This is a genomic window from Delftia sp. UME58, from assembly GCF_014170385.1.
Classification (GTDB): domain Bacteria; phylum Pseudomonadota; class Gammaproteobacteria; order Burkholderiales; family Burkholderiaceae_C; genus Comamonas; species Comamonas acidovorans.
Genome location: NZ_LZZV01000090.1, coordinates 52,015 through 71,296, shown reverse-complemented (window position 1 = coordinate 71,296; position 19,282 = coordinate 52,015). Strand labels below are relative to the sequence as shown.

General features: G+C 67.2%; 18 protein-coding genes. 9 read left to right on the top strand and 9 right to left on the bottom strand.

Features of this window, described 5'->3' with window-relative positions; all coding sequences use genetic code 11:
• Position 1: 1 nt before the first annotated feature.
• On the bottom strand, positions 2–307 hold the full coding sequence (locus A9976_RS22885; RefSeq protein WP_012206897.1) for a PepSY domain-containing protein: 306 nt from the start codon (positions 305–307) through the stop codon (positions 2–4).
• 256 nt (positions 308–563) lie between these two features.
• Between A9976_RS22885 and A9976_RS22880 the strand changes: the two genes are divergently transcribed.
• Both A9976_RS22880 and A9976_RS22875 read left to right on the top strand, forming a co-directional pair.
• On the top strand, positions 564–944 hold the full coding sequence (locus A9976_RS22880; RefSeq protein WP_183020904.1) for a PepSY domain-containing protein: 381 nt from the start codon (positions 564–566) through the stop codon (positions 942–944).
• 145 nt (positions 945–1,089) lie between these two features.
• Positions 1,090–1,659, top strand: coding sequence for a glycine zipper 2TM domain-containing protein (locus A9976_RS22875; RefSeq protein WP_183020903.1), 570 nt, complete (start codon positions 1,090–1,092; stop codon positions 1,657–1,659).
• A gap of 67 nt (positions 1,660–1,726) precedes the next feature.
• Here the strand turns inward: A9976_RS22875 and A9976_RS22870 are convergent, their stop codons facing one another.
• On the bottom strand, positions 1,727–2,248 hold the full coding sequence (locus tag A9976_RS22870; RefSeq protein ID WP_012206894.1) for a peptidylprolyl isomerase: 522 nt from the start codon (positions 2,246–2,248) through the stop codon (positions 1,727–1,729).
• Between the two features lie 151 nt (positions 2,249–2,399).
• A complete protein-coding gene (locus tag A9976_RS22865) occupies positions 2,400–3,851 on the bottom strand; it encodes an aldehyde dehydrogenase (RefSeq protein ID WP_183020902.1) in 1,452 nt (483 codons plus the stop codon).
• Positions 3,852–4,123: 272 nt separating this feature from the next.
• Between A9976_RS22865 and A9976_RS22860 the strand changes: the two genes are divergently transcribed.
• The 3 genes from A9976_RS22860 (at position 4,124) to A9976_RS22850 (ending at position 6,989) form a co-directional block, all read left to right on the top strand.
• Positions 4,124–5,083 carry a helix-turn-helix domain-containing protein gene (locus tag A9976_RS22860; protein ID WP_183020901.1) on the top strand — a complete coding sequence of 320 codons (960 nt, stop codon included), beginning with the start codon at positions 4,124–4,126 and terminating at the stop codon, positions 5,081–5,083.
• Positions 5,084–5,186: 103 nt separating this feature from the next.
• A complete protein-coding gene (locus A9976_RS22855) occupies positions 5,187–6,317 on the top strand; it encodes a cupin domain-containing protein (protein ID WP_183020900.1) in 1,131 nt (376 codons plus the stop codon).
• A gap of 387 nt (positions 6,318–6,704) precedes the next feature.
• A complete protein-coding gene (locus tag A9976_RS22850; RefSeq protein WP_012206890.1) occupies positions 6,705–6,989 on the top strand; it encodes a hypothetical protein in 285 nt (94 codons plus the stop codon).
• Positions 6,990–7,172: 183 nt separating this feature from the next.
• Here A9976_RS22850 and bamC read toward each other — a convergent pair whose 3' ends face one another.
• From bamC to A9976_RS22825, 5 genes are all read right to left on the bottom strand, one after another.
• Positions 7,173–8,285, bottom strand: coding sequence for an outer membrane protein assembly factor BamC (gene bamC / locus A9976_RS22845; RefSeq protein WP_183020899.1), 1,113 nt, complete (start codon positions 8,283–8,285; stop codon positions 7,173–7,175).
• 47 nt (positions 8,286–8,332) lie between these two features.
• Positions 8,333–9,229, bottom strand: a complete 897-nt coding sequence (gene dapA / locus A9976_RS22840) for a 4-hydroxy-tetrahydrodipicolinate synthase (RefSeq protein ID WP_012206888.1) — start codon at positions 9,227–9,229, stop codon at positions 8,333–8,335.
• A gap of 75 nt (positions 9,230–9,304) precedes the next feature.
• Positions 9,305–9,874, bottom strand: coding sequence for a bifunctional 2-polyprenyl-6-hydroxyphenol methylase/3-demethylubiquinol 3-O-methyltransferase UbiG (locus A9976_RS22835; RefSeq protein ID WP_183020898.1), 570 nt, complete (start codon positions 9,872–9,874; stop codon positions 9,305–9,307).
• A 71-nt stretch (positions 9,875–9,945) separates the two neighbouring features.
• Positions 9,946–10,095 (bottom strand): hypothetical protein, encoded by a 150-nt coding sequence (locus tag A9976_RS22830; protein ID WP_180319011.1) that lies wholly within the window; start codon positions 10,093–10,095, stop codon positions 9,946–9,948.
• Between the two features lies 1 nt (position 10,096).
• Entirely contained in the window at positions 10,097–11,302 is a 1,206-nt protein-coding gene (locus A9976_RS22825; RefSeq protein WP_183020926.1) for an MFS transporter, read from the bottom strand.
• A 180-nt stretch (positions 11,303–11,482) separates the two neighbouring features.
• Between A9976_RS22825 and A9976_RS22820 the strand changes: the two genes are divergently transcribed.
• The 4 genes from A9976_RS22820 (at position 11,483) to A9976_RS22805 (ending at position 18,677) form a co-directional block, all read left to right on the top strand.
• Positions 11,483–13,465: a DNA topoisomerase IV subunit B gene (locus tag A9976_RS22820; protein ID WP_183020897.1), complete on the top strand. Its 1,983-nt coding sequence runs from the start codon at positions 11,483–11,485 to the stop codon at positions 13,463–13,465.
• Between the two features lie 3 nt (positions 13,466–13,468).
• Positions 13,469–14,341, top strand: coding sequence for a lytic transglycosylase domain-containing protein (locus tag A9976_RS22815; protein ID WP_183020896.1), 873 nt, complete (start codon positions 13,469–13,471; stop codon positions 14,339–14,341).
• A gap of 39 nt (positions 14,342–14,380) precedes the next feature.
• On the top strand, positions 14,381–16,768 hold the full coding sequence (gene parC, locus A9976_RS22810; protein WP_183020895.1) for a DNA topoisomerase IV subunit A: 2,388 nt from the start codon (positions 14,381–14,383) through the stop codon (positions 16,766–16,768).
• Positions 16,769–16,895: 127 nt separating this feature from the next.
• Positions 16,896–18,677 carry a methyl-accepting chemotaxis protein gene (locus A9976_RS22805; RefSeq protein ID WP_183020894.1) on the top strand — a complete coding sequence of 594 codons (1,782 nt, stop codon included), beginning with the start codon at positions 16,896–16,898 and terminating at the stop codon, positions 18,675–18,677.
• Positions 18,678–18,717: 40 nt separating this feature from the next.
• On the opposite strand, the gene A9976_RS22800 is transcribed toward A9976_RS22805, so the two are convergent.
• On the bottom strand, positions 18,718–19,176 hold the full coding sequence (locus A9976_RS22800) for a RidA family protein (RefSeq protein WP_012206880.1): 459 nt from the start codon (positions 19,174–19,176) through the stop codon (positions 18,718–18,720).
• Between the last annotated feature and the right edge of the window lie 106 nt (positions 19,177–19,282).

Here is a 19,282-nt window from a genome sequence, read left to right as displayed (position 1 = left end):
TCTAGTCCTTGCGCTTGAAGCTCAGCACCTTGCCATCGCGCGCATCGATCTTGAGCTTGGCCACGCGGCCGCCCGATTGCAGCAGCCGGATCTCGTAGATGAAGCGGCCGTCGTCATGCTCGAACTCGACCTTGATGACCTGGCCCTGGTAGTCGCGCTCGACCTGGTCGAGCACGGTGCGCAGCGGCAGCACGCGGCCTTGCTGCAGGGCCTGGCGCGCGAGTTCATGGTCGCTGTCGCCGGCGTCCGAGGGCGTGGTCCAGGAGGCCAGGGCCGCCGCCATCAGCAGCAGTGCGGCCAGCAGCATCCAGGACCTGCGAGGAATGGAGAAGGATGGAGTGGGCATGGAAAACTTTATAGCCCAGCGTGGATGAACCTCGGATGAACGGCTGCTTCAGCTTGCGTTCATGGCCTGCATCGAACAATGGCTGCACGCCGTCGCAATCCACCGGAAACGAAGGCGCAGCAGCCGGCAGATGCGGCCTTTTCAAATGCATCGCCAGCCCAATCGCCGACCCGATCGCCGACCCGATCGCCGACCTTCACATGCCAAGGAGAACCTCATGCCTTCCATCCGACAACTGATTTCCCGCGCTGCACGCCATGGCCTGACGGGCCTGGGCATTGTTCTGATCGCCACTGCCGGGCTGTTCGCCCAGGTGCAGGCCCAGGCCGCCGCCACGGGCGGGCCTTCCGTGACCGTACAGGCCGGCGAGGCCGTGGCCACCACGGTGGCCTCCGTGCGCGGCGCCTTCCAGGGGCCGGGCCTGAGCATCCGCGAAATCTTCGAGCGCATGGAGGTCCTGGGCTACCGCGACCTGCGCGAGATCGAGTGGGAGGACGGCCTCTACCAGGTCAAGGGCCAGACCGGCGACGGCCGCCCTGTGAAGCTCTACGTCGATGGCAACAACGGCAACGTGCTCAGCATCCGCGCACGCAATTGAGGCCGGGCGGGCAGGCTGATTTTTGTCAGCAAGTGTTCTGTCCGGTCGGCAGGCATGCGGCCTGAGACGTTGAAGCGGTATGCAGTCGCTGGCCGGTCCGGTGGCTGCCCTTGATCGATCCACGGACAGTACACAGGAGATTCTCATGCCTTCCATTCATCGCTTGAGCGCCATGGGCGCCGGCTGCATTGCCGCGCTGCTGCTCAGCGCCTGCGCGGGCTACCCCCAGCAGGGCGGATACCCGGGTGGCGGCTACCCTTCCGGTGGCTATCCAGCCGGGGGCTATCCGACCAGCGGCTACCCCAGCGGTGGCTATCCCAACGGCGGCCAGCCCGGCACGGCCTACCCGGGCGGCGGCTATGCGCAGCAGGGGCGCGTGACCAATGTGCAACTGGTGCAGATCCAACAGCCCAGCGGCATTGGCGGCTCGGGCATAGGCGCCGGGGCCGTGGTGGGCGGCGTGGTCGGCGGGGTGCTGGGCCGCCAGGTGGGCAAGGGCAGTGGGCGCGACATCGCCACCATTGCGGGCGTGGTGGGCGGTGCCATGGCGGGCAATGCCATCGAGAAGAACACCGGCCCTGGCGACCTGCGCGATGTCTATCGCGTCACCGTGCAGTTGAACGACGGCAGCACGCGTGTGTTCGACTACCAGAACAATCCGCAGCTGCGCATAGGCGAGAGCGTGCGCGTGGACAACAACCAGCTGATTCGCTGAGTACCAGGCTCGCTCCATGCAAAAGGGCTCCCCGCAGGGAGTCCTTTGCCATTTCAGCGCGGCAATTTCAGTGCAGCGTGTCGTTGCCCGGAGCCATGGGCTGGATGCGGAAGAATCCGGTGCCGGCCGAGCCGCGGCCGATTTCCTCCTCGGTGGCCTCGCGCACGCCTTCGACCTTCAGGTGCAGGCGCAGCGCAATGCCGGCCAGCGGGTGGTTGCCGTCCAGCACCACATGCTCGGGATAGATTTCCGTGACGGTGTAGAGCAGGTCGGGCTGCACGGCGCTGCAGCCCTTGGGCAGGGCGCTGGCTTCGAAGCTCATGCCTTCCTCCAGCTCGGCCGGGAACAGGGCGCGCGGCTCCAGGAAGATCAGGCTTTCGTTGTAGTCGCCAAAGGCTTCCTCGGGCTCCAGGTGCAGGTCCAGGGTCTTGCCTTGGCCGTGGCCCTGCAGGGCTTCCTCGATGCGCTTGAGCAGATCGTCGCCGCCGACCAGGAACTCCACGGGCTCGTCGAGCACGTCCAGTTCCTCGCCCAGGGTGTCCTTGAGGGTCCAGGTCAGAGCGACCACGCATTGTTCTGTGATTTCCATGGTGTGCAGCTTGTGCGGCCCATGCCGCAGTGGGGAAAAGAAAGACCGCCGCGCGCGCCCGTGTTTGACGAAGGCGTGCCGGCGGCCGCGTTGGCGCGATTTTCCCACGGCTGCCCGGCTGCTGCGCAGGCCGGGCGGCGAGTCCTGCCGATCAGAACGGATAGTGGCGGGGCGCGGTCTGCATGGTGATCCAGCGCGTCTCGGTGAAGGCATCGATGCCTGCCTGGCCGCCGAAGTGGCCGTAGCCCGAGTTTTTCACGCCGCCAAAGGGCATCTGTGCCTCGTCATGCACGGTGGGGCCGTTGATGTGGCAGATGCCGGCCTCGATGCGCGCGGCCACGCGCCAGCCGCGTGCGGTGTCGCGGGTGTAGACGGACGAGGACAGGCCGAATTCGTTGTCATTGGCCATGGCGATGGCCTGCTCCTCGCCGCGCACGCGCACGATGGCCTTGACGGGGGCGAAGGTTTCCTCGCGGAAGATGTCCATCTCGGGCGTGACGCCGTCGATCAGCGTGGCCGCCATCAGGGTGTTGGTGGCCTTGCCGCCGCACAGCAGTTTTGCGCCCTTGGCCAGCGCGTCGTCGATCAGGCGGTTGGCGCGTTCCACGGTGGCCATATCCACCACCGAGCCCAGCACCACGGGGCCCTTGCGCGGATCGCCCAGCGGCAGCGAGGTGGCGCGGGCCACGAGCTTGTCCAGGAAATCACCGGCCACGGACTCGTCCACGATGATGCGCTCGGTGGACATGCAGATCTGGCCGGAGTTGGCGAAGGCACCGAAGGTGCAGCCGGCCACGGCGGCGTCGATGTCGGCATCGTCCAGCACCACGAAGGGCGCCTTGCCGCCCAGCTCCAGGATGGCGGGCTTGAGGTACTTGGCGCAGGTCTGGCCGAGGATGCGGCCCACGCGCGTGGAGCCGGTGAAGTTCACGCGGCGCACGGCCGGGTGGGCCACCATGGCTTCGACCACGGCGCCCGCATCTTCGGGCGCATTGGTCACGAAGTTGACCACGCCGGGCGGCAGGCCGCCTTCCTGCAGGGCCTCGATGATCAGGCCGTGCGTGGCGGGGCACAGCTCGGAGCCCTTGAGCACCACGGTGTTGCCGCAGGCCAGCGGCGTCGCAATGGCGCGCACGGCCAGGATGACGGGTGCATTCCAGGGCGCAATGCCCAGCACCACGCCGGCGGGCTGGCGCACGGCCATGGCCAGGCTGCCGGGCACGTCCGAGGGAATGATCTGGCCATTGATCTGGGTGGTCAGCGATGCGGCCTCCAGGAACATGTTGGCGGCCAGGTGCACGTTGAAGCCGGCCCAGATGCCCGATGCGCCCGTCTCGGCGGCCATGGCGGCGGCAAAGGCCTCGGTCTTGGCTTCCAGCGCCTGCGATGCCTTCATCAGCATCTGGCGGCGTTCGGTCGGACCCAGCGCGGCCCAGGCGGGGAAGGCCTTTTGCGCGGCCTCGACGGCGCGCACGGCATCTTCGGGCGTGGCGGCCGGGGCGCGCGTGGCCACCGATCCGTCCAGCGGATTGCGGCGCTCGAAGGTGGCGCCGTTGCCGGCCTGTGCGGCCTGGCCTGCGATGAGCATGGTTTGTTCGATCATGACTGTCTCCTTGGTATGCGGTTGTGGCGTTGGCATTGGCAATGGCGTTGGCGCCGCCGGGCGTGCCGGTCATCGTAGAAGCAGGTGCTGGCGCAGGCAGCCCGCTGCGCGCACAAAGCGCATGACGGATCGTGCACAGGCTCCGGGGTTTACCCTTGTCCTGGCTGTCCGCGGGGAAAGCCATGGGGCGCGATGGGCCTGCACTTTCCCATAATCACGTCCATGGCCGCACACAGATCCTTCACCCGTGCGGCAAGCAGGAGAAACCGCACATGACCGATGCCATGGTGTTGAGCACCGACGGACTGCCGCCCGGCGAGACGGCGTCGGCCTGGCACGCCTGGATGTCGCGCCTGTTTGCGGGCCTGGACACCGATGTCTATGGCGATCGCCTGTTCGAAGGCCATGTGCGCGTGGCCAATGCCGGCGATGTGGTGCTGACCCGGCTGGAGGCGGGCCGCCACCGCGTCATGCGCAGCATGCAGGGCCTGCGCGCCCATGAGTCCCCCTATCTGAAGATCGTCGCGCCCTGGGAGGGCGTGGCCAGCGTGCGCCAGCACAACCGCGAGGCCAGCGTGCGCAAGGGCAGCTGGGTGATCTATGACACGGCGCAGGAGTACGAGGTCACCAACCCCGAATGGTCCGAACACCTCATCGTGATGCTGCCGCGCCAGGCCATCGTGGAGCGGGGCATCCGGCTGGAAGGGCTGATGGGGCGCAACGTGGGCGGCAGCTCGGGCATTGCCCGCATCGCGCTGGAGACCATGCGCAGCACCTACCAGGAGTTGCCCGGCATGGCGCCTCATCTGGCGCGCCGCGCGGGCGAGCTGCTGGTGGACATGGTCCATCTGTCGCTGCAGGAGCTGGCCGGGCAGAGCACGGCAGGCACGCAGCAGCTGGCGCTGCAGGACCGCATCCGCGCCCATGTGGCGGCCCATCTGCGCGATCCGTGCCTGTCGGTGGAGTCCGTGGCCGCCGCGCTCAACTGCAGCAAGCGTCATCTGCACAATGCCTTTGCGGACAGCCAGACCAGCCTGGGGGCCTTCATACAGCACAGCCGCCTGGAGCTGTGCATGCGCGAGTTGCTGCAGCCCGCCCAGGCGCAGCGCACCATCACCGAGGTCGCCATGGATTGCGGCTTTGGCAGCAGCGCCCATTTCAGTCGCGCCTTCAAGGCCTATACGGGCCTGTCGCCCTCGGATTTCAGGGCCATGCGCAAGCCGGCCGGCTGACCGCGACGAAGCCATTGCGGGGCAGCTTGCGCTGGCGCCAGGACAGGGCAATGGCCGCATAGGACAATGCCGCCCTGTCTCTTCGCTCACTTCGGACCATTTCATGGACACCAACACACCGCTTGCCCTGCTGGGCGGGCTTACCGCTTCCCAATTCATGCGCCGCCACTGGCACAAGAAGCCCTTGCTGGTGCGCCAGGCGATCCCGGGCTTCAAGCCCCTGATTCCCCGCGCCAGGCTGCTGGCCATGGCAGGCGAGGACGGTGTGGAGTCGCGCCTGATCCAGCAGCACGACGGTGGCAGCTGGAAGCTCAGCCACGGCCCGCTGTCGCGCCGCAGCCTGCCCTCGCTGCAAAAGCCCGGCTGGACCGTGCTCGTGCAGGGCGTGGACCTGCACGACGACGGCGTGCACCAGCTCATGCAGCAGTTCCGCTTCGTGCCCGAGGCGCGGCTGGACGATCTGATGATCAGCTTTGCCACCGACCAGGGCGGCGTGGGCCCGCATTTCGACAGCTACGATGTCTTCCTGCTGCAGGCGCATGGCCGCCGGCGCTGGCGCATCGGCCGCCAGAAGGACCTGTCGCTGCAGCCCGATGTGCCGCTGAAGGTGCTCTCGAATTTCGAGCCGGAAGAGGAATTCGTGCTTGAGCCCGGCGACATGCTCTACCTGCCGCCCAAGTGGGCCCATGACGGCATTGCCGAGGGCGAGTGCATGACCTACTCCATCGGCTTTCGCTCGCCCGCGCGCGACGAACTGGCCCGCGAGCTGCTGCTGCGCATGTCCGACGAGCCCGATGAACCCGAAGCGCCCATGGTCTACCGCGATCCCGACCAGCCCGCCGTCGAGGCCCCGGGCGAGATTCCGTCGAGCCTGCACGACTTCGCGCGCAAGGCGCTGGAGCGCGCGCTGGCCGAGCCGCTGGCGCTGGAGCGCGCGCTGGGCGAGTACATGACCGAGCCCAAGGCCAATGTCTGGTTCGAGCACGGCGAGGAACACGGCATGTTCGAGAGCGTGGTCCTGGACCGCCGCACGCGCATGATGTATGACGCAAAACACATCTTCATCAACGGCGAAAGCTATCTGGCCGGTGGCCGCGATGCCACCCTGATGCGCAGGCTGGCTGATACGCGGGCCCTGTCACGCGCCGATCTGGCCAAGGCCAGCGATGACGCGCTGGAGCTGCTGTCCTCCTGGTTCGATGCCGGCTGGGTGCGAGGCGGGCCGCTGTCCTGAACCGGGTAGACGCTGTGGCGCAGTCATGCTAAGTTCGGGCATTCACCGTTGACAGCGTTCTGCTGATTCATGGCGGACTCCGATAGATTTGTAAAGAATTGTCTTGGGTCCGTCAGTAAATTGACAGCAACCTGGTTTTGTTACACAGTGGACGCCAAGGCAGTTTCTTGCTGCCCCATTCGGACTTGGCAAGAGGATTTGTGCGGAATTGTTCAGGGGTTGTCAGTTTCAGTCAGCCTCGGGAAAACCTCCCTATAATCCGCTCCAAGTCGAATGAATGTGTTTGACGTGGCCTGGCCGCCGCGTACCGGTTGCCCGCATCCGGTGGCGCAAGTGGCGGGGCCCCTCCTGTGTACTGTCTTCTTACCTACTCTCTAGGAAACTGTGATGAAGAACTCTCTGATCCTGGCTACCGTGATCGCTGCTGCAGCTCTGGCCGCTTGCGGCAAGAAGGAAGAGGCTCCGGCCCCCGCTCCCGCACCCGCCGTTGAAGCTCCCGCACCGGCCGCTCCCGCGCCCGCAGAAGCTCCTGCTGCTCCCGCCGCCGACGCTGCTGCTCCCGCAGCCCCTGCCGCCGACGCTGCAGCACCTGCTCCCGCTGCTGACGCTGCCGCTGCAGACGCCGCCAAGGCTGCTGCCGACGCTGCCGCCAAGGAAGCCACCAAGCAGTAATTCGGCCCTCGCCGATGGAAGAGGTTTCGGCCTCTGCCGCGAAAGAACCGCATCCTTCGGGCTGCGGTTTTTTTTCGTCTTCGCCTTGCTTTTGTCCTGCAAAAAAGCCACCGGCAAGTGACTGCGCGGTGGCTGCAAGCCAAGGGCGGACGCTGCCGCCCCAAGGTCTGAAAAGAGGCTCGCTTACTTCATGTCGTCGGTGATGACGCGCACGATGCGCTGGGCATTGGCCGATGTCTCGGGCTGGCCCTGGGTGTTGAGCACGGTGACGGTGGACTTGTCGCCTTCGCTGCGCACCTGGATCTGGTACTTGACCGGCGCGGCTGCATCGGGCGAGCGGCTGAACAGCTTGCTGAAGAAGCCCTTGGGCTCGACCTTGGCGTCAGGCGCGACATAGCGCACGAAGTAGATGCCGCGGCTGCGGTCACGGTCCTCGACGGTGAAGCCCGTGCGGTCCAGGGCCACGCCGACACGGCGCCATGCGCGGTCAAAGCCTTCGTCGATCTGCAGTACGGGCTGTCCGTTGGCGGTTTCCATGCGCACGCTGCCGGTGGCGGCTGCCGTGGTGGTGTTGGCCTTGGCCACGGCATCGGCCTGTTCCTGGCTCACGCCGAGCTTGACCATCAGGCGGCGCAGGAATTCGGTCTCCAGTTCCGGGTCGGAGGGGCGCGGCTGCCAGATGGTCTGGTCCTTCTGTGCGCTGGTGTAGACCTCCTGCATGCCGCGGTGCGTGATGTAAACCTCGGTGGAGCCGTCGGCCGAGCGCTCCAGGCGTGTGCGGAAGCGGTCGCGCTCGCTGGTGGAGTACAGGCCGTCGAAGACCTTGCCCAGCGTCTTGCGGATCACGTCCTGCGGGATCTTGGCGCGGTTCTCGGCCCAGTCGGTCTCGATGATGCCGAGCTGGCGGTCTTCGGTGGTGAAGATGAAGCCGTTTTCCAGCCAGAAGTCGCGCACGGGCTCCCACAGCTGGTCGGCCGGGCGCTTGATCACCAGCCAGCGCTGTTCGCCGTTGCGCTCGATGCGCACATCGCCCATTGCAACGGTGGCCGTGCGGCCTTCGCTGGGCTTTTGCGCCTTGGAGTTGGCTTCCATGGCTGCGGCGGAGACCACGCCGCCGGGCACGGCATAGCGGGAATCCGTGGACAGCTGGGTCAGGTCCGGCGGGACTTCCAGGGTGGGCGCCTGTTGCTTGCCGGCGCTCTTGTAGTCGATCTTGCTCTCTTGGAACGTGGTCGTGCAGGCTGTCAGGCCGATGGCCAGGCTCAGCAGGCTCAGACGTGCAATGGGCTGTTTCACGCGAATATCCTTGGTGCGTTCGGTCGGTGGCGGTGGGGCGGGGCGCCTCACAGCAGGCCAGCGGAGCCCAGGGCGGCTTCCACGGTGGCTTCCAGGTTCTTGCTCAGGGGTGTCATCGGCAGGCGCATGGCCGGGCCGCACAGGCCCAGGCGCGCTGCGGCCCACTTGACGGGAATGGGGTTGGCCTCGACGAAGAGGTTCTTGTGCACGGGCATCAGGCGCAGCTGGATGTCCATGGCGGTGCGCACATCGCCGGCCAGGGCCGCCTTGCACAGATCGCTCATCAGGCGCGGCGCCACGTTGGCCGTGACGCTGATGTTGCCATGGCCGCCACACAGCATCAGGGCCACAGCGGTCGGATCATCGCCGGAGTACACGCCGAAGTCCTTGGGCACTTCACGGATCAGCCATTGGGCGCGCTCGATGTTGCCCGTGGCTTCCTTGATGCCGATGATGGCGGGGATCTGCGCCAGGCGCAGCACGGTGTCGTGCTGCATGTCGGCCACGGAGCGGCCGGGCACGTTGTAGAGTACCACCGGCAGGTCGCCCACCGCTTCGGCAATCGCCTTGAAGTGCTGGTACTGGCCTTCCTGCGTGGGCTTGTTGTAGTAGGGCACGACCTGCAGCTGGCTGTCGGCACCGACCTTCTTGGCGTAGCGGGCCAGTTCGATGGCTTCGTGCGTGCTGTTGGCGCCGCAGCCGGCCATCACGGGCACGCGGCCTGCGGCCTGCTCGACGGACACGCGGATGATTTCGCAGTGCTCCTCCACGTTGACGGTGGGGGATTCACCTGTCGTTCCCACCACGCCGATGCAGTCCGTGCCTTCGGCCACATGCCAGTCGATGAGTTTTCGCAGCGCCGGGTAGTCAACACTACCGTCCTCGTGCATGGGCGTGATGAGGGCAACGATGCTGCCAGTGAGAGCGACGGAGGAGGATGTCATGTCCGCAAGAAAAAACGGGAAAGGATCATTCTAACGAGTGTCTGAGGCAGGCCCAAGGCGGGCGCCTGTAGGGATTCAGGCGATTGCGGAGCCTGACGCCTTCTGATGCGCCAGCATGGCCACGGGTTCCCGGCCTGTTGCGTCGGGGCGCAGCGCTGCAATGCGCTGGACCATGCGATCGGGCTCGCCCAGCTGGCCGTGCTCGTAGGCCACGATGTGCCAGCCCGCGCAGGCCTGCAGCAGCTCGCCGGGCGCCAGCAGGAAATCGGGGCGGGAAGGCTTGCCGAAGGCCTCGTTGCCCTGGGCAAAGGTTTCGTACAGCAGCACGCCGCCGGGGGCCACGCTGTCCAGCAGTGCCGGCCACAGCGGGCGCCACAGATAGTGGGTCACGACCACGGCGCCGAACTGCCGGCCGGGCAGGGGCCAGGGGCCGTTTTCGATGTCGGCGCACAGCAGCTCGCCCACGCCCTGCAGGCCGGCCAGGGCCTGGGCGTCGCGGTCCACGCCGGTGACCTCGTGGCCACGCGCATGGAACCAGCGCATGTGCCGGCCCGGGCCGCAGGCCACGTCAAGCACCGAGGCCTGGGGCGCCAGAAGGTGCGACCAGCGTTGGATCCAGGGCGAGGGCGGCGTGGCTGCGTGCATGTGCAATTTTGGAAATAAAGTGAAAGCGGCCGACATTGTGCCGCCAGGCCTTCGCCGCTGCCGCTTCCATTTCAGAAGCAGGCCCAGATCTGGTCTGCCATGCCCAGCATGAACTGCGGCTGCAGGTAGAGCATGAAGACCAGGCCCAGCACCATCAGCACGGCGGCCCACAGCGCCAGCCTGCGCAGGATGCGTGGGCGGGGCCTGGTGGATGTCGTCATGTCAGGCAACGGCCTGGGCCGCGCGCAACCGTGCCACCGGGGCTTCGCGTATGGGCAGGTTCAGCAGGCCGGCGGCCACGCCCAGGCCGATGGCCAGGTACCAGACCACCTGGTAGCTGCCCGTGTGGTCATAGAGATAGCCCCCCAGCCAGACGCCCAGGAAGCTGCCCACCTGGTGGCTGAAGAACACCATGCCGCTCAACATGGACAGATGCTGCACGCCGAAGATCTGGGCCACGGTGGCATTGGTCAGCGGCACGGTGGACAGCCACAGCAGGCCCATGGCGGCAGAGAAGATGTAGACCGACCAGGGCGTCAGCGGCGCCAGCAGGAAGAGCACGATCACCACCGAGCGCGTGAAGTAGATGGTGGACAGCAGGTAGCGCTTGGGCAGGCGCTGGCCCAGGTTGCCGGCCACGTAGGTGCCAATGATGTTGAACAGCCCCACCAGCGCCAGCGAGATGCTGGCCACCTGCGGCGCCAGGCCGTAGTCCTTGAGGTAGCTGGGCATGTGCACGCCGATGAACATTACCTGGAAGCCGCAGACGAAGTAGCCGGCCGTCAGCAGCACGAAGCTGGGCGTGCGCAGCGCTTCGGCGACGGCCTGGCCCGCGCTCTGGTCGCGCAGGGGACGGGCGTTGCCGGCCTGGAAGCCCGGCTCGCGCAGGCCGAAGGCCAGAGGAATGATCATCAGCGCGCACAGCGACAGCAGCAGCAGGGCGTTGGACCAGCCGAAGTTCGAGATCAGGCTGCCTTCCACGGGCACCATGAAGAACTGGCCGAAGGAGCCTGCCGCCGCCGTCACGCCCATGGCCCAGCTGCGCCGCGCCACGGGGATCTGGCGGCCCAGCACGCCGTAGATCACGGCATAGGTGGTGCCGGCCTGGGCTGCGCCGATCACCACGCCTGCCATCAGGGCGAACCAGGTTGTCGTAGGCGCCATGGCCATGCCGGCCAGGCCCAGCGCATACAGCAGCGCGCCGACGAGGAGCACGCGGAAGGCGCCGAAGCGGTCGGCCAGCATGCCGCCGAAGATGCCGAGCACGCCCCAGGACAGGTTCTGGATGGCGATGGCCAGCGCGAAGGACTCGCGCGTCCAGCCCATCTCCTGGGTGATGGGCTGCAGCCACAGGCCGAAGCCGTGGCGGATTCCCATGGACAGCGTCACGACTGCGCCCCCGCACAGCAGTATCTGCACCATGGACATGGGTTGGTTGTTTTTTTGCATGCGGCAAACTTTAGCGAAACTCCGGGTTTTGCGCTGCGTCGCCTGGGTCGCCCATGCGCCAGCACGGCCCTTGATGGCAGCGGCTTTACGGGGTGGTCACGGTCAATGACTGTGAATGTATCCAGCACTGAGCCGGGCCGCGCACTACAATCCGCCCCCATGGCAGTCAAACCATCTCCCACTTCCGCCAGCGAATACTCCGAAGGCTCGATACGCGTGCTCAAGGGCCTTGAGCCCGTCAAGCAGCGTCCCGGCATGTACACGCGCACCGACAACCCCCTGCACGTGCTGCAGGAGGTGATAGACAACGCGGCCGACGAGGCACTGGCCGGCTTCGGCAAGAAAATCCGCTTCACCCTGCATTCCGACGGCTCCTACAGCGTCGAAGACGATGGCCGGGGCATCCCCTTCGGCATGCATCCCGAGGAAAACGCGCCCGTGGTGGAGCTGGTCTTCACGCGCCTGCATGCGGGCGGCAAGTTCGACAAGGGCAAGGGCGGCGCCTACAGCTTCTCGGGCGGCCTGCACGGCGTGGGCGTCTCGGTCACGAATGCGCTGGCCACGCGCCTCGAGGCCTGCATCCACCGCGAGGGCAAGGTGGCCACCATCGCCTTCTCGGGCGGCGACGTTGTCGAGCCCCTGCAGTCGCGGCCGCTGGCCGCGGGCGAGCGCAAGCAGGGCACGACCGTGCGCGTGTGGCCCGATGCCCGCTATTTCGAATCGCCCCAGCTGCCCATGGGCGAGCTGATGCACCTGCTGCGCAGCAAGGCCGTGCTCATGCCCGGCGTCTCGGTGACCCTGGTCAACGAGAAGACGCGCGACACCCAGACCTGGCAGTTCAAGGGCGGCCTGCGCGACTACCTGCAGCAAAGCCTGCATGGCGAGGCCGTCATCCCCCTGTTCGAGGGCGAGGGCTTTGCCGACCGCCACCACGACAGCTTTGCCGAAGGCGAGGGCGCCGCCTGGTGCGTGGCCTTCACCGAGGACGGCGCACCGCTGCGCGAAAGCTATGTCAACCTGATCCCGACCACTGCCGGCGGCACGCACGACAGCGGGCTGCGCGACGGCCTGTTCCAGGCGGTCAAGGCCTTCATCGAGATGCACTCGCTGCTGCCCAAGGGCGTCAAGCTCATGCCGGACGACGTCTTTGCGCGCGCCAGCTATGTGCTCAACGCCAAGGTGCTGGACCCGCAGTTCCAGGGCCAGATCAAGGAGCGCCTGAACTCGCGCGATGCCGTGCGCCTGGTCAGCGGCTATGTGCGCCCCGCGCTGGAGCTGTGGCTCAACGAGCACGTGGAATGGGGCCGCAAGCTGGCCGAGATCGCCATCAAGGCCGCGCAGACCCGCCAGAAGGCGGGCCAGAAGGTCGAAAAGCGCAAGGGTTCGGGCGTGGCCGTGCTGCCGGGCAAGCTCACCGATTGCGAAAGCCGCGACCTGAGCCTGAACGAGGTCTTCCTGGTCGAGGGCGACTCGGCCGGCGGCAGCGCCAAGATGGGCCGCGACAAGGAAACCCAGGCCGTGCTGCCCCTGCGCGGCAAGGTGCTCAACACCTGGGAAGTGGACCGCGACCGGTTGTTCGCCAACAACGAAATCCATGACATCTCGGTGGCCATCGGCGTGGACCCGCACGGCCCCAACGACACGCCCGACCTGTCGGGCCTGCGCTACGGCAAGGTCTGCATTCTTTCGGATGCCGACGTGGACGGCTCGCACATCCAGGTGCTGCTGCTGACGCTGTTCTTCCGCCATTTCCCCAAGCTCATCGAGGCCGGCCACATCCATGTGGCGCTGCCGCCGCTGTTCCGTGTGGACGTGCCTGCGCGCGGCAAGAAGCCTGCGGCCAAGATGTACGCGCTCGACGAGGGCGAGCTGACCGCCATCCTGGACAAATCGGCCAAGGACGGCGTGCCGCGCGAGAAATGCCAGATCAGCCGTTTCAAGGGCCTGGGCGAGATGAATGCGGAGCAGCTGTGGGAGACCACGCTCAACCCCGACACGCGCCGCCTGCTGCCCGTGCAGTTCATGAACCTGGATTTCGCGGCGGCCGAGCAGGTCGTCACCAAGCTCATGGGCAAGGGCGAGGCCGCAGCGCGCCGCGAGCTCATGGAGCTCCATGGCGACGCCATTGAAGTCGACATCTGACCCATGCCTGTGCTCCGCGCCGCCCTGAAGCACCGCCCGCCCCCGGCGCGCGGCGCCGGGGTGCGCGCGCTGGCGGCGCTGGGCCTGGCCCTGGCGCTGTGGGGGCTGGCGCGGCCGGCGCATGCCGATCTCTGGGCCTTCGTGGACGAGCGTGGCATCACGCACTTTGCTGCCGAGGCGCTGGACGAGCGCTACAGGCTGTACTTTCGCGGCTCGGTCTATGACAGCACCGAGCAGGGGCTCAAGCCTCCCATGGTGGCGGCCGAGGCCGCAGCCGACGATCACGGCAGCGGTGATGCGGGTCGCATGCTGCAGGCGCATACGCGGCTGCAAAGCTTCTTCGACATCTCGCCGCGCTACAAGAGCGTGCGCAGCCATCTGCGCAAGGCGGCGGACCACACGGGCGTGGACTACGACCTGCTCAAGGCCGTGATCGCCGTCGAGTCGGGCTTTGACGCGCAGGCCATCTCGCCCAAGGGGGCGGTCGGCCTGATGCAGCTGATGCCGGCCACGGCCCAGCGCTTCGGCGTGGAGGCCAGCCGCCAGCGCAGCGTGCAGCAGCAATTGGCCGATCCGGCCGTCAACGTGCCGGCCGGCGCACGCTACCTCAATCATCTGATGGGGCTGTTCCCCGGCCGGCTGGACCTGGTGCTGGCCGCCTACAACGCAGGCGAGGGCGCCGTGCGGCGCGCGGGCCAGGCCATTCCTCCCTTCCAGGAAACCCGCAATTACGTGAAGGCCGTGCTCGGCATCTACGAGCAGCTGCAGGGCGGGCGCGAGCGCGCGGGCCCTGCAGCGCCTGCAGCAGCGGCGTTGCCGGGCACCACGCCCCGGGTGCGCATGACGCTGCCCACAGGACTGCCCACGCCGCGATGAGCGGCATTCATTGCAATTTTTGAGATCACGAATTTCTTCATGAGCGACCAAACTTCTCTGGATCTGGCACAACAGGCGGCCGGCGATGCACTGGACCTGGGCCAGTACGCGCAACGGGCCTATCTCGAATACGCGCTGTCCGTGGTCAAGGGCCGGGCACTGCCCGATGTGACCGACGGCCTCAAGCCCGTGCAGCGGCGCATTCTGTACGCCATGGACCGCATGGGCCTGAGCTACAGCGGTCCCAACCACAACACGGCGGCCAAGCCCGTCAAGAGCGCACGCGTGGTCGGCGACGTGCTGGGCCGCTTTCACCCGCATGGCGACCAGTCGGCCTACGACGCGCTGGTGCGCATGGCCCAGGACTTCAACCAGCGCTATCCGCTGGTCGACGGCCAAGGCAACTTCGGCAGCCGCGACGGCGACGGCGCAGCCGCCATGCGCTACACCGAGGCGCGCCTGTCCAAGATCACGGGCCTGCTGCTCGACGAAATCGACATGGGCACGGTGGACTTCGTGCCCAACTACGACGGCAGCACGCAGGAGCCGCAGCAACTGCCCGCGCGCCTGCCGTTCGCCCTGCTCAATGGCGCCAGCGGCATTGCCGTGGGCCTGGCCACGGAAATCCCCAGCCATAACCTGCGCGAGGTGGCCGACGCCTGCGTGGCCCTGATCAAGCGGCCCCAGCTCAGCGACGAGGAACTGTTCCAGATCATCCCCGGCCCCGACTATCCGGGTGGCGGCCAGATCATCAGCAGCGCCTCCGACATCCAGGACGCCTATCGCACGGGCCGTGGCAGCCTCAAGCTGCGCGCGCGCTGGAAGATCGAGGAGCTGGCGCGCGGCCAGTGGCAGATCGTGGTGACCGAGCTGCCGCCCGGCGTCTCGGCGCAGAAGGTGCTCGAAGAGATCGAGGACATCACCAATCCCAAGGTCAAGACCGGCAAGAAGGCCTTGAGCCAGGAACAGACCCAGCTCAAGGCCAGCATGCTGGCCGTGCTCGACGGCGTGCGCGACGAGTCCAGCAAGGATGCGCCCGTGCGCCTGGTCTTCGAGCCCAAGACCGGCAAGGTGCCGCAGCAGGAACTGATCACGGCGCTGCTGGCGCATACCAGCCTGGAGTCGTCCAGCTCCATCAACCTGACCATGATCGGCCTGGATGGCCGCCCGGTGCAGAAAAGCCTGCGCCTGATGCTGGAAGAGTGGGTAGCCTTCCGCCAGACCACGGTCACGCGGCGCAGCCAGCACCGGCTGGCCAAGGTGCTGGACCGCATCCACATCCTCGAAGGCCGCCAGGCCGTGCTGCTGAACATCGACAAGGTCATTGCCATCATCCGGGCCAGCGACGAGCCCAGGCAGGCGCTGATCGATGCCTTTGCACTGTCCGAACGGCAGGCCGATGACATTCTGGAAATCCGCCTGCGCCAGCTGGCGCGGCTGGAGGCCATCAAGATCGAGCAGGAACTCAAGGAGCTGCGTACCGAACAGGGCAAGCTCGAAGACATCCTGGGCAGCGAAAGCACCATGCGCCGCCTGATCTGCAAGGAGATCGAGGCCGATGCCAAGCAGTTCGCCGATGCGCGCCGCACGCTGATCCAGGAGGAAAAGAAGGTCGTCGCCGAAGTCAAGGTGGTCGATGAACCCACCACGGTCATCATCTCGGACAAGGGCTGGGTGCGCACGCGCCAGGGCCATGGCGTCGATGCGGGCACGCTGAGCTTCAAGGCCGGCGACAGCCTGCACGGCACCTTCGAGTGCCGCACCGTGGACCAGTTGCTGGCCTTCGGCAGCAACGGCCGCATCTACTCGGTGCCGGTGGCGCAATTGCCCGGCGGGCGCGGCGATGGCCAGCCCGTGACCACGCTCATCGAGCTGGAGGCCGGCACCCAGATCCTGTACTACTTCGCCGGTGCCGAGGGCACGGCGCTGCTGCTGTCGGGGTCGGGCGGCTACGGCTTCGTGGCCATGGTGAGCGACATGGTCTCGCGCCAGAAGGCGGGCAAGGCCTTCGTCACGCTGGCCGACGGCGAGACGCTGTGCGCCCCGTCCACGGCCTACGGCGTGCCCATGGGCGCACGCGCCGAGCCACAGGAGGGCGAGCAGGGCGCGGGCCTGCTGCTGCCGGCCACGCATGTGATCTGTGCCTCCACGGGCGGGCGCATCCTCACCTTCGAGATCGCCAGCCTCAAGCACATGGCCAAGGGCGGGCGCGGACTCATGCTGCTCGACCTGGAGGACAAGGACACCCTGGCCGGTGCCGCCGCCTATACGCGCAGCATCCGCATCGATGGCGTGGGCCGTGGCGGCAAGGAGCGCAGCGAGACGCTGGAGATCCGCAGCCTGAACAACGCCCGCGGCACGCGCGGGCGCAAGGGCAAGTCGGCGGACCTGGGCTTCAAGCCGCACAGTGTGACGCGGGTGGAGTGAGTCCGCGACCAGAATCCCCGCGGCTGCAAAGGTAGCGAAGCGGGGGGGTTCTGTGGGTTTTTCCGGACTCCCGGGGCTATTGCAGGCCTCAACATGGAGTCTTCCAAAAGAATGAGGGGGACTGAAGATGTTGAGACTTCGCATGGCGCACAAGCTATGGATTGCCGTGGCAGCCATCGTGCTGGCGCTGATGGCAGTCGTGGGTGTATCGGGCTACCGCTCGGCCCAGGTGCAGACGCAGTCCGAGGCGGTTGCCAGGGAAATGGAGGCGCGGGTCCAGGCCGCCGTGCGCTGGATGGGGCTGACCGAAACCAATGCGGCGCGCACCCAGGCCGTGGTGGTCAGCAGTGATGCCGCCGTTGAGGCCGAGTTCAAAGACGTGATCCCCGCCACCTCGGCGCGGATCACTGAGGTGCAGAAGTCGCTGGAGTCCATGCCTTTGTCCGATGCCGACAAGGCGCAGATGGCCAGGATTGCGGCTGCCCGCAAGACCATGACCGATCTGCGTGGCCAGGCGCGCCAGCTCAAGGCCGATGGCCAGCAGGAACGGGCCGTGGCCCTGGTCCGAGAGTCCTACAACCCCGCCGTGGCGGCCTATCTGCAGTCGCTGCGCGACTTCGTGCAGATGCAGGAGCAGGCCGCGCGGGACAGCCAGCAGGAGATGGCGTCCTCACGCAGGCTCACCGTGGCCTTTGCCGCCGTGGCCGTGGGGATCCTGTTGCTGTGCATCGTCATCGGCGCGCATTTCCTGATCACCAGCATCCGCAGGCCCCTGGCCGAGGCCAGCGCACTGGCCGAGCGCATTGCCTCAGGAGACCTGAGCACCGGCACGCAGGGGCAGGCGCAGCGATCCGATGAATTCGGCGACCTGCTGCGCTCGCTGCAGGCCATGAGCGAATCGCTGTCGGGCATGGTGCAGCAGGTGCGCCAGAGCACGGACAGCATCGCCATCGCCAGCGCCGAGATTGCCACCGGCAACCACGACCTGTCCGTGCGCACCGAACAGACCTCCAGCAACCTGCAGGAGACGGCTGCCGCCATGGAGCAGTTCACCAGCACACTGCAGCAAAGCGCCAGCAGCGCCCAGCAGGCCAGCAGCCTGGCGGCCGGCGCGTCACAGGTGGCGCAGCGCGGCGGCGAGGTCGTGGCCCGGGTGGTCCAGACCATGAAGGGCATCAACGACAGCAGCCGGCAGATTGCCGACATCGTGGGCGTCATCGACTCCATTGCCTTCCAGACCAACATCCTGGCGCTGAATGCCGCCGTGGAAGCGGCACGCGCGGGCGAGCAGGGCCGGGGCTTTGCCGTGGTGGCGAGCGAGGTGCGCACGCTGGCGCAGCGCAGTGCGGCGGCCGCCAAGGAGATCCGCCAGCTCATCGGTGCTTCTGTGGAGCGGGTGGAGGACGGCGCCCGCCTGGTGGGCGACGCGGGCACCGCCATGGACGGCATCGTGCAGTCCGTGCAGCGCGTGGCCGACACCATCGGCGAAATCACGGCGGCCTCTTCGGAGCAGAGCGCGGGCGTGGCCCAGGTCAACCAGGCCGTGGGACAACTGGACCAGATGACCCAGCAGAACGCGGCCCTGGTCGAGCAAAGCGCGGCAGCAGCGCAAAGCCTGCGGGAGCAGGCCGAGCATCTGTCGCGCACGGTGGCGGTGTTCAAGGTGGGGCACCTGGCGACGCATCCGGTGACACACCTGGCGCCACATCCGGCGCCACGGTCGGCGCCGCAGGCAGCGGTGCAAATGCCCAGGCGCCCTGCGGCGGCCTCTGTTCCTGCGCCTGCTGCCGCACCTGCCCGTTCGGTTGCCGCCAAGCCTGCAGCCGCCAGGGCGACAGCGCCCAAGCTGGCTTCGGCGCCCCGGCCTGCCGCACCGGCGGCCGAGGATGGCCAATGGGAGAGTTTCTAGCCGCCTGCGAGTACCAGGGCACCGTGCGGCGGCATGCCGATCAGGCCAGTTCGGCGATCAGCTCGATTTCCACGCAGGAGCCCAGCGGGATCTGGGCCACGCCGAAGGCGCTGCGCGCATGCGTGCCGGCATCGCCGAAGACCTGGCCCAGCAGCTCGCTGCAGCCGTTGGCCACCAGGTGCTGCTCGGTGTAGTCGCCCGTGGAGTTGACCAGGCACATCAGCTTGACGATGCGGCGCACGCGGCCCAGGTCGCCGCCGGCGGCATGCTGCAGCGTACCCATCAGGTCGATGGCGATGGCGCGCGCGGCCTGCTGGCCGTCGGCGGTCTGCAGATCACGGCCCAGCTGGCCTGCCCAGACCTTGCCGTCCTTGCGCGCGATATGGCCGCTCAGGAACACCAGATTGCCCGTCTGCACATAGGGCACGTAGGCCGCCGCCGGGATGGCAGGCGACGGCAGTTCGATGTTCAGGGCCTTCAGTTGTTCGTAAACGCTCATCGTTGATTCCTTCGAGACATGAAAAATCCGGCACCAGTGCCGGGGTGGCGGACAGTGTGACACAGCCCCTGTGCACCCTGGCACGTCAGGGCCTGGGCGTGCGCCA

Bases quoted from the DNA above. Each gene is read 5' to 3' on its own strand.
- A9976_RS22885 (WP_012206897.1), bottom strand. From the start codon at position 307: ATGCTGCTGGCCGCACTGCTGCTGATGGCGGCGGCCCTGGCCTCCTGG.
- A9976_RS22880 (WP_183020904.1), top strand. From the start codon at position 564: ATGCCTTCCATCCGACAACTGATTTCCCGCGCTGCACGCCATGGCCTG.
- A9976_RS22875 (WP_183020903.1), top strand. From the start codon at position 1,090: ATGCCTTCCATTCATCGCTTGAGCGCCATGGGCGCCGGCTGCATTGCC.
- A9976_RS22870 (WP_012206894.1), bottom strand. From the start codon at position 2,248: ATGGAAATCACAGAACAATGCGTGGTCGCTCTGACCTGGACCCTCAAG.
- A9976_RS22865 (WP_183020902.1), bottom strand. From the start codon at position 3,851: ATGATCGAACAAACCATGCTCATCGCAGGCCAGGCCGCACAGGCCGGC.
- A9976_RS22860 (WP_183020901.1), top strand. From the start codon at position 4,124: ATGACCGATGCCATGGTGTTGAGCACCGACGGACTGCCGCCCGGCGAG.
- A9976_RS22855 (WP_183020900.1), top strand. From the start codon at position 5,187: ATGGACACCAACACACCGCTTGCCCTGCTGGGCGGGCTTACCGCTTCC.
- A9976_RS22850 (WP_012206890.1), top strand. From the start codon at position 6,705: ATGAAGAACTCTCTGATCCTGGCTACCGTGATCGCTGCTGCAGCTCTG.
- dapA (WP_012206888.1), bottom strand. From the start codon at position 9,229: ATGACATCCTCCTCCGTCGCTCTCACTGGCAGCATCGTTGCCCTCATC.
- A9976_RS22835 (WP_183020898.1), bottom strand. From the start codon at position 9,874: ATGCACGCAGCCACGCCGCCCTCGCCCTGGATCCAACGCTGGTCGCAC.
- A9976_RS22830 (WP_180319011.1), bottom strand. From the start codon at position 10,095: ATGACGACATCCACCAGGCCCCGCCCACGCATCCTGCGCAGGCTGGCG.
- A9976_RS22825 (WP_183020926.1), bottom strand. From the start codon at position 11,302: ATGTCCATGGTGCAGATACTGCTGTGCGGGGGCGCAGTCGTGACGCTG.
- A9976_RS22820 (WP_183020897.1), top strand. From the start codon at position 11,483: ATGGCAGTCAAACCATCTCCCACTTCCGCCAGCGAATACTCCGAAGGC.
- A9976_RS22815 (WP_183020896.1), top strand. From the start codon at position 13,469: ATGCCTGTGCTCCGCGCCGCCCTGAAGCACCGCCCGCCCCCGGCGCGC.
- parC (WP_183020895.1), top strand. From the start codon at position 14,381: ATGAGCGACCAAACTTCTCTGGATCTGGCACAACAGGCGGCCGGCGAT.
- A9976_RS22805 (WP_183020894.1), top strand. From the start codon at position 16,896: ATGTTGAGACTTCGCATGGCGCACAAGCTATGGATTGCCGTGGCAGCC.
- A9976_RS22800 (WP_012206880.1), bottom strand. From the start codon at position 19,176: ATGAGCGTTTACGAACAACTGAAGGCCCTGAACATCGAACTGCCGTCG.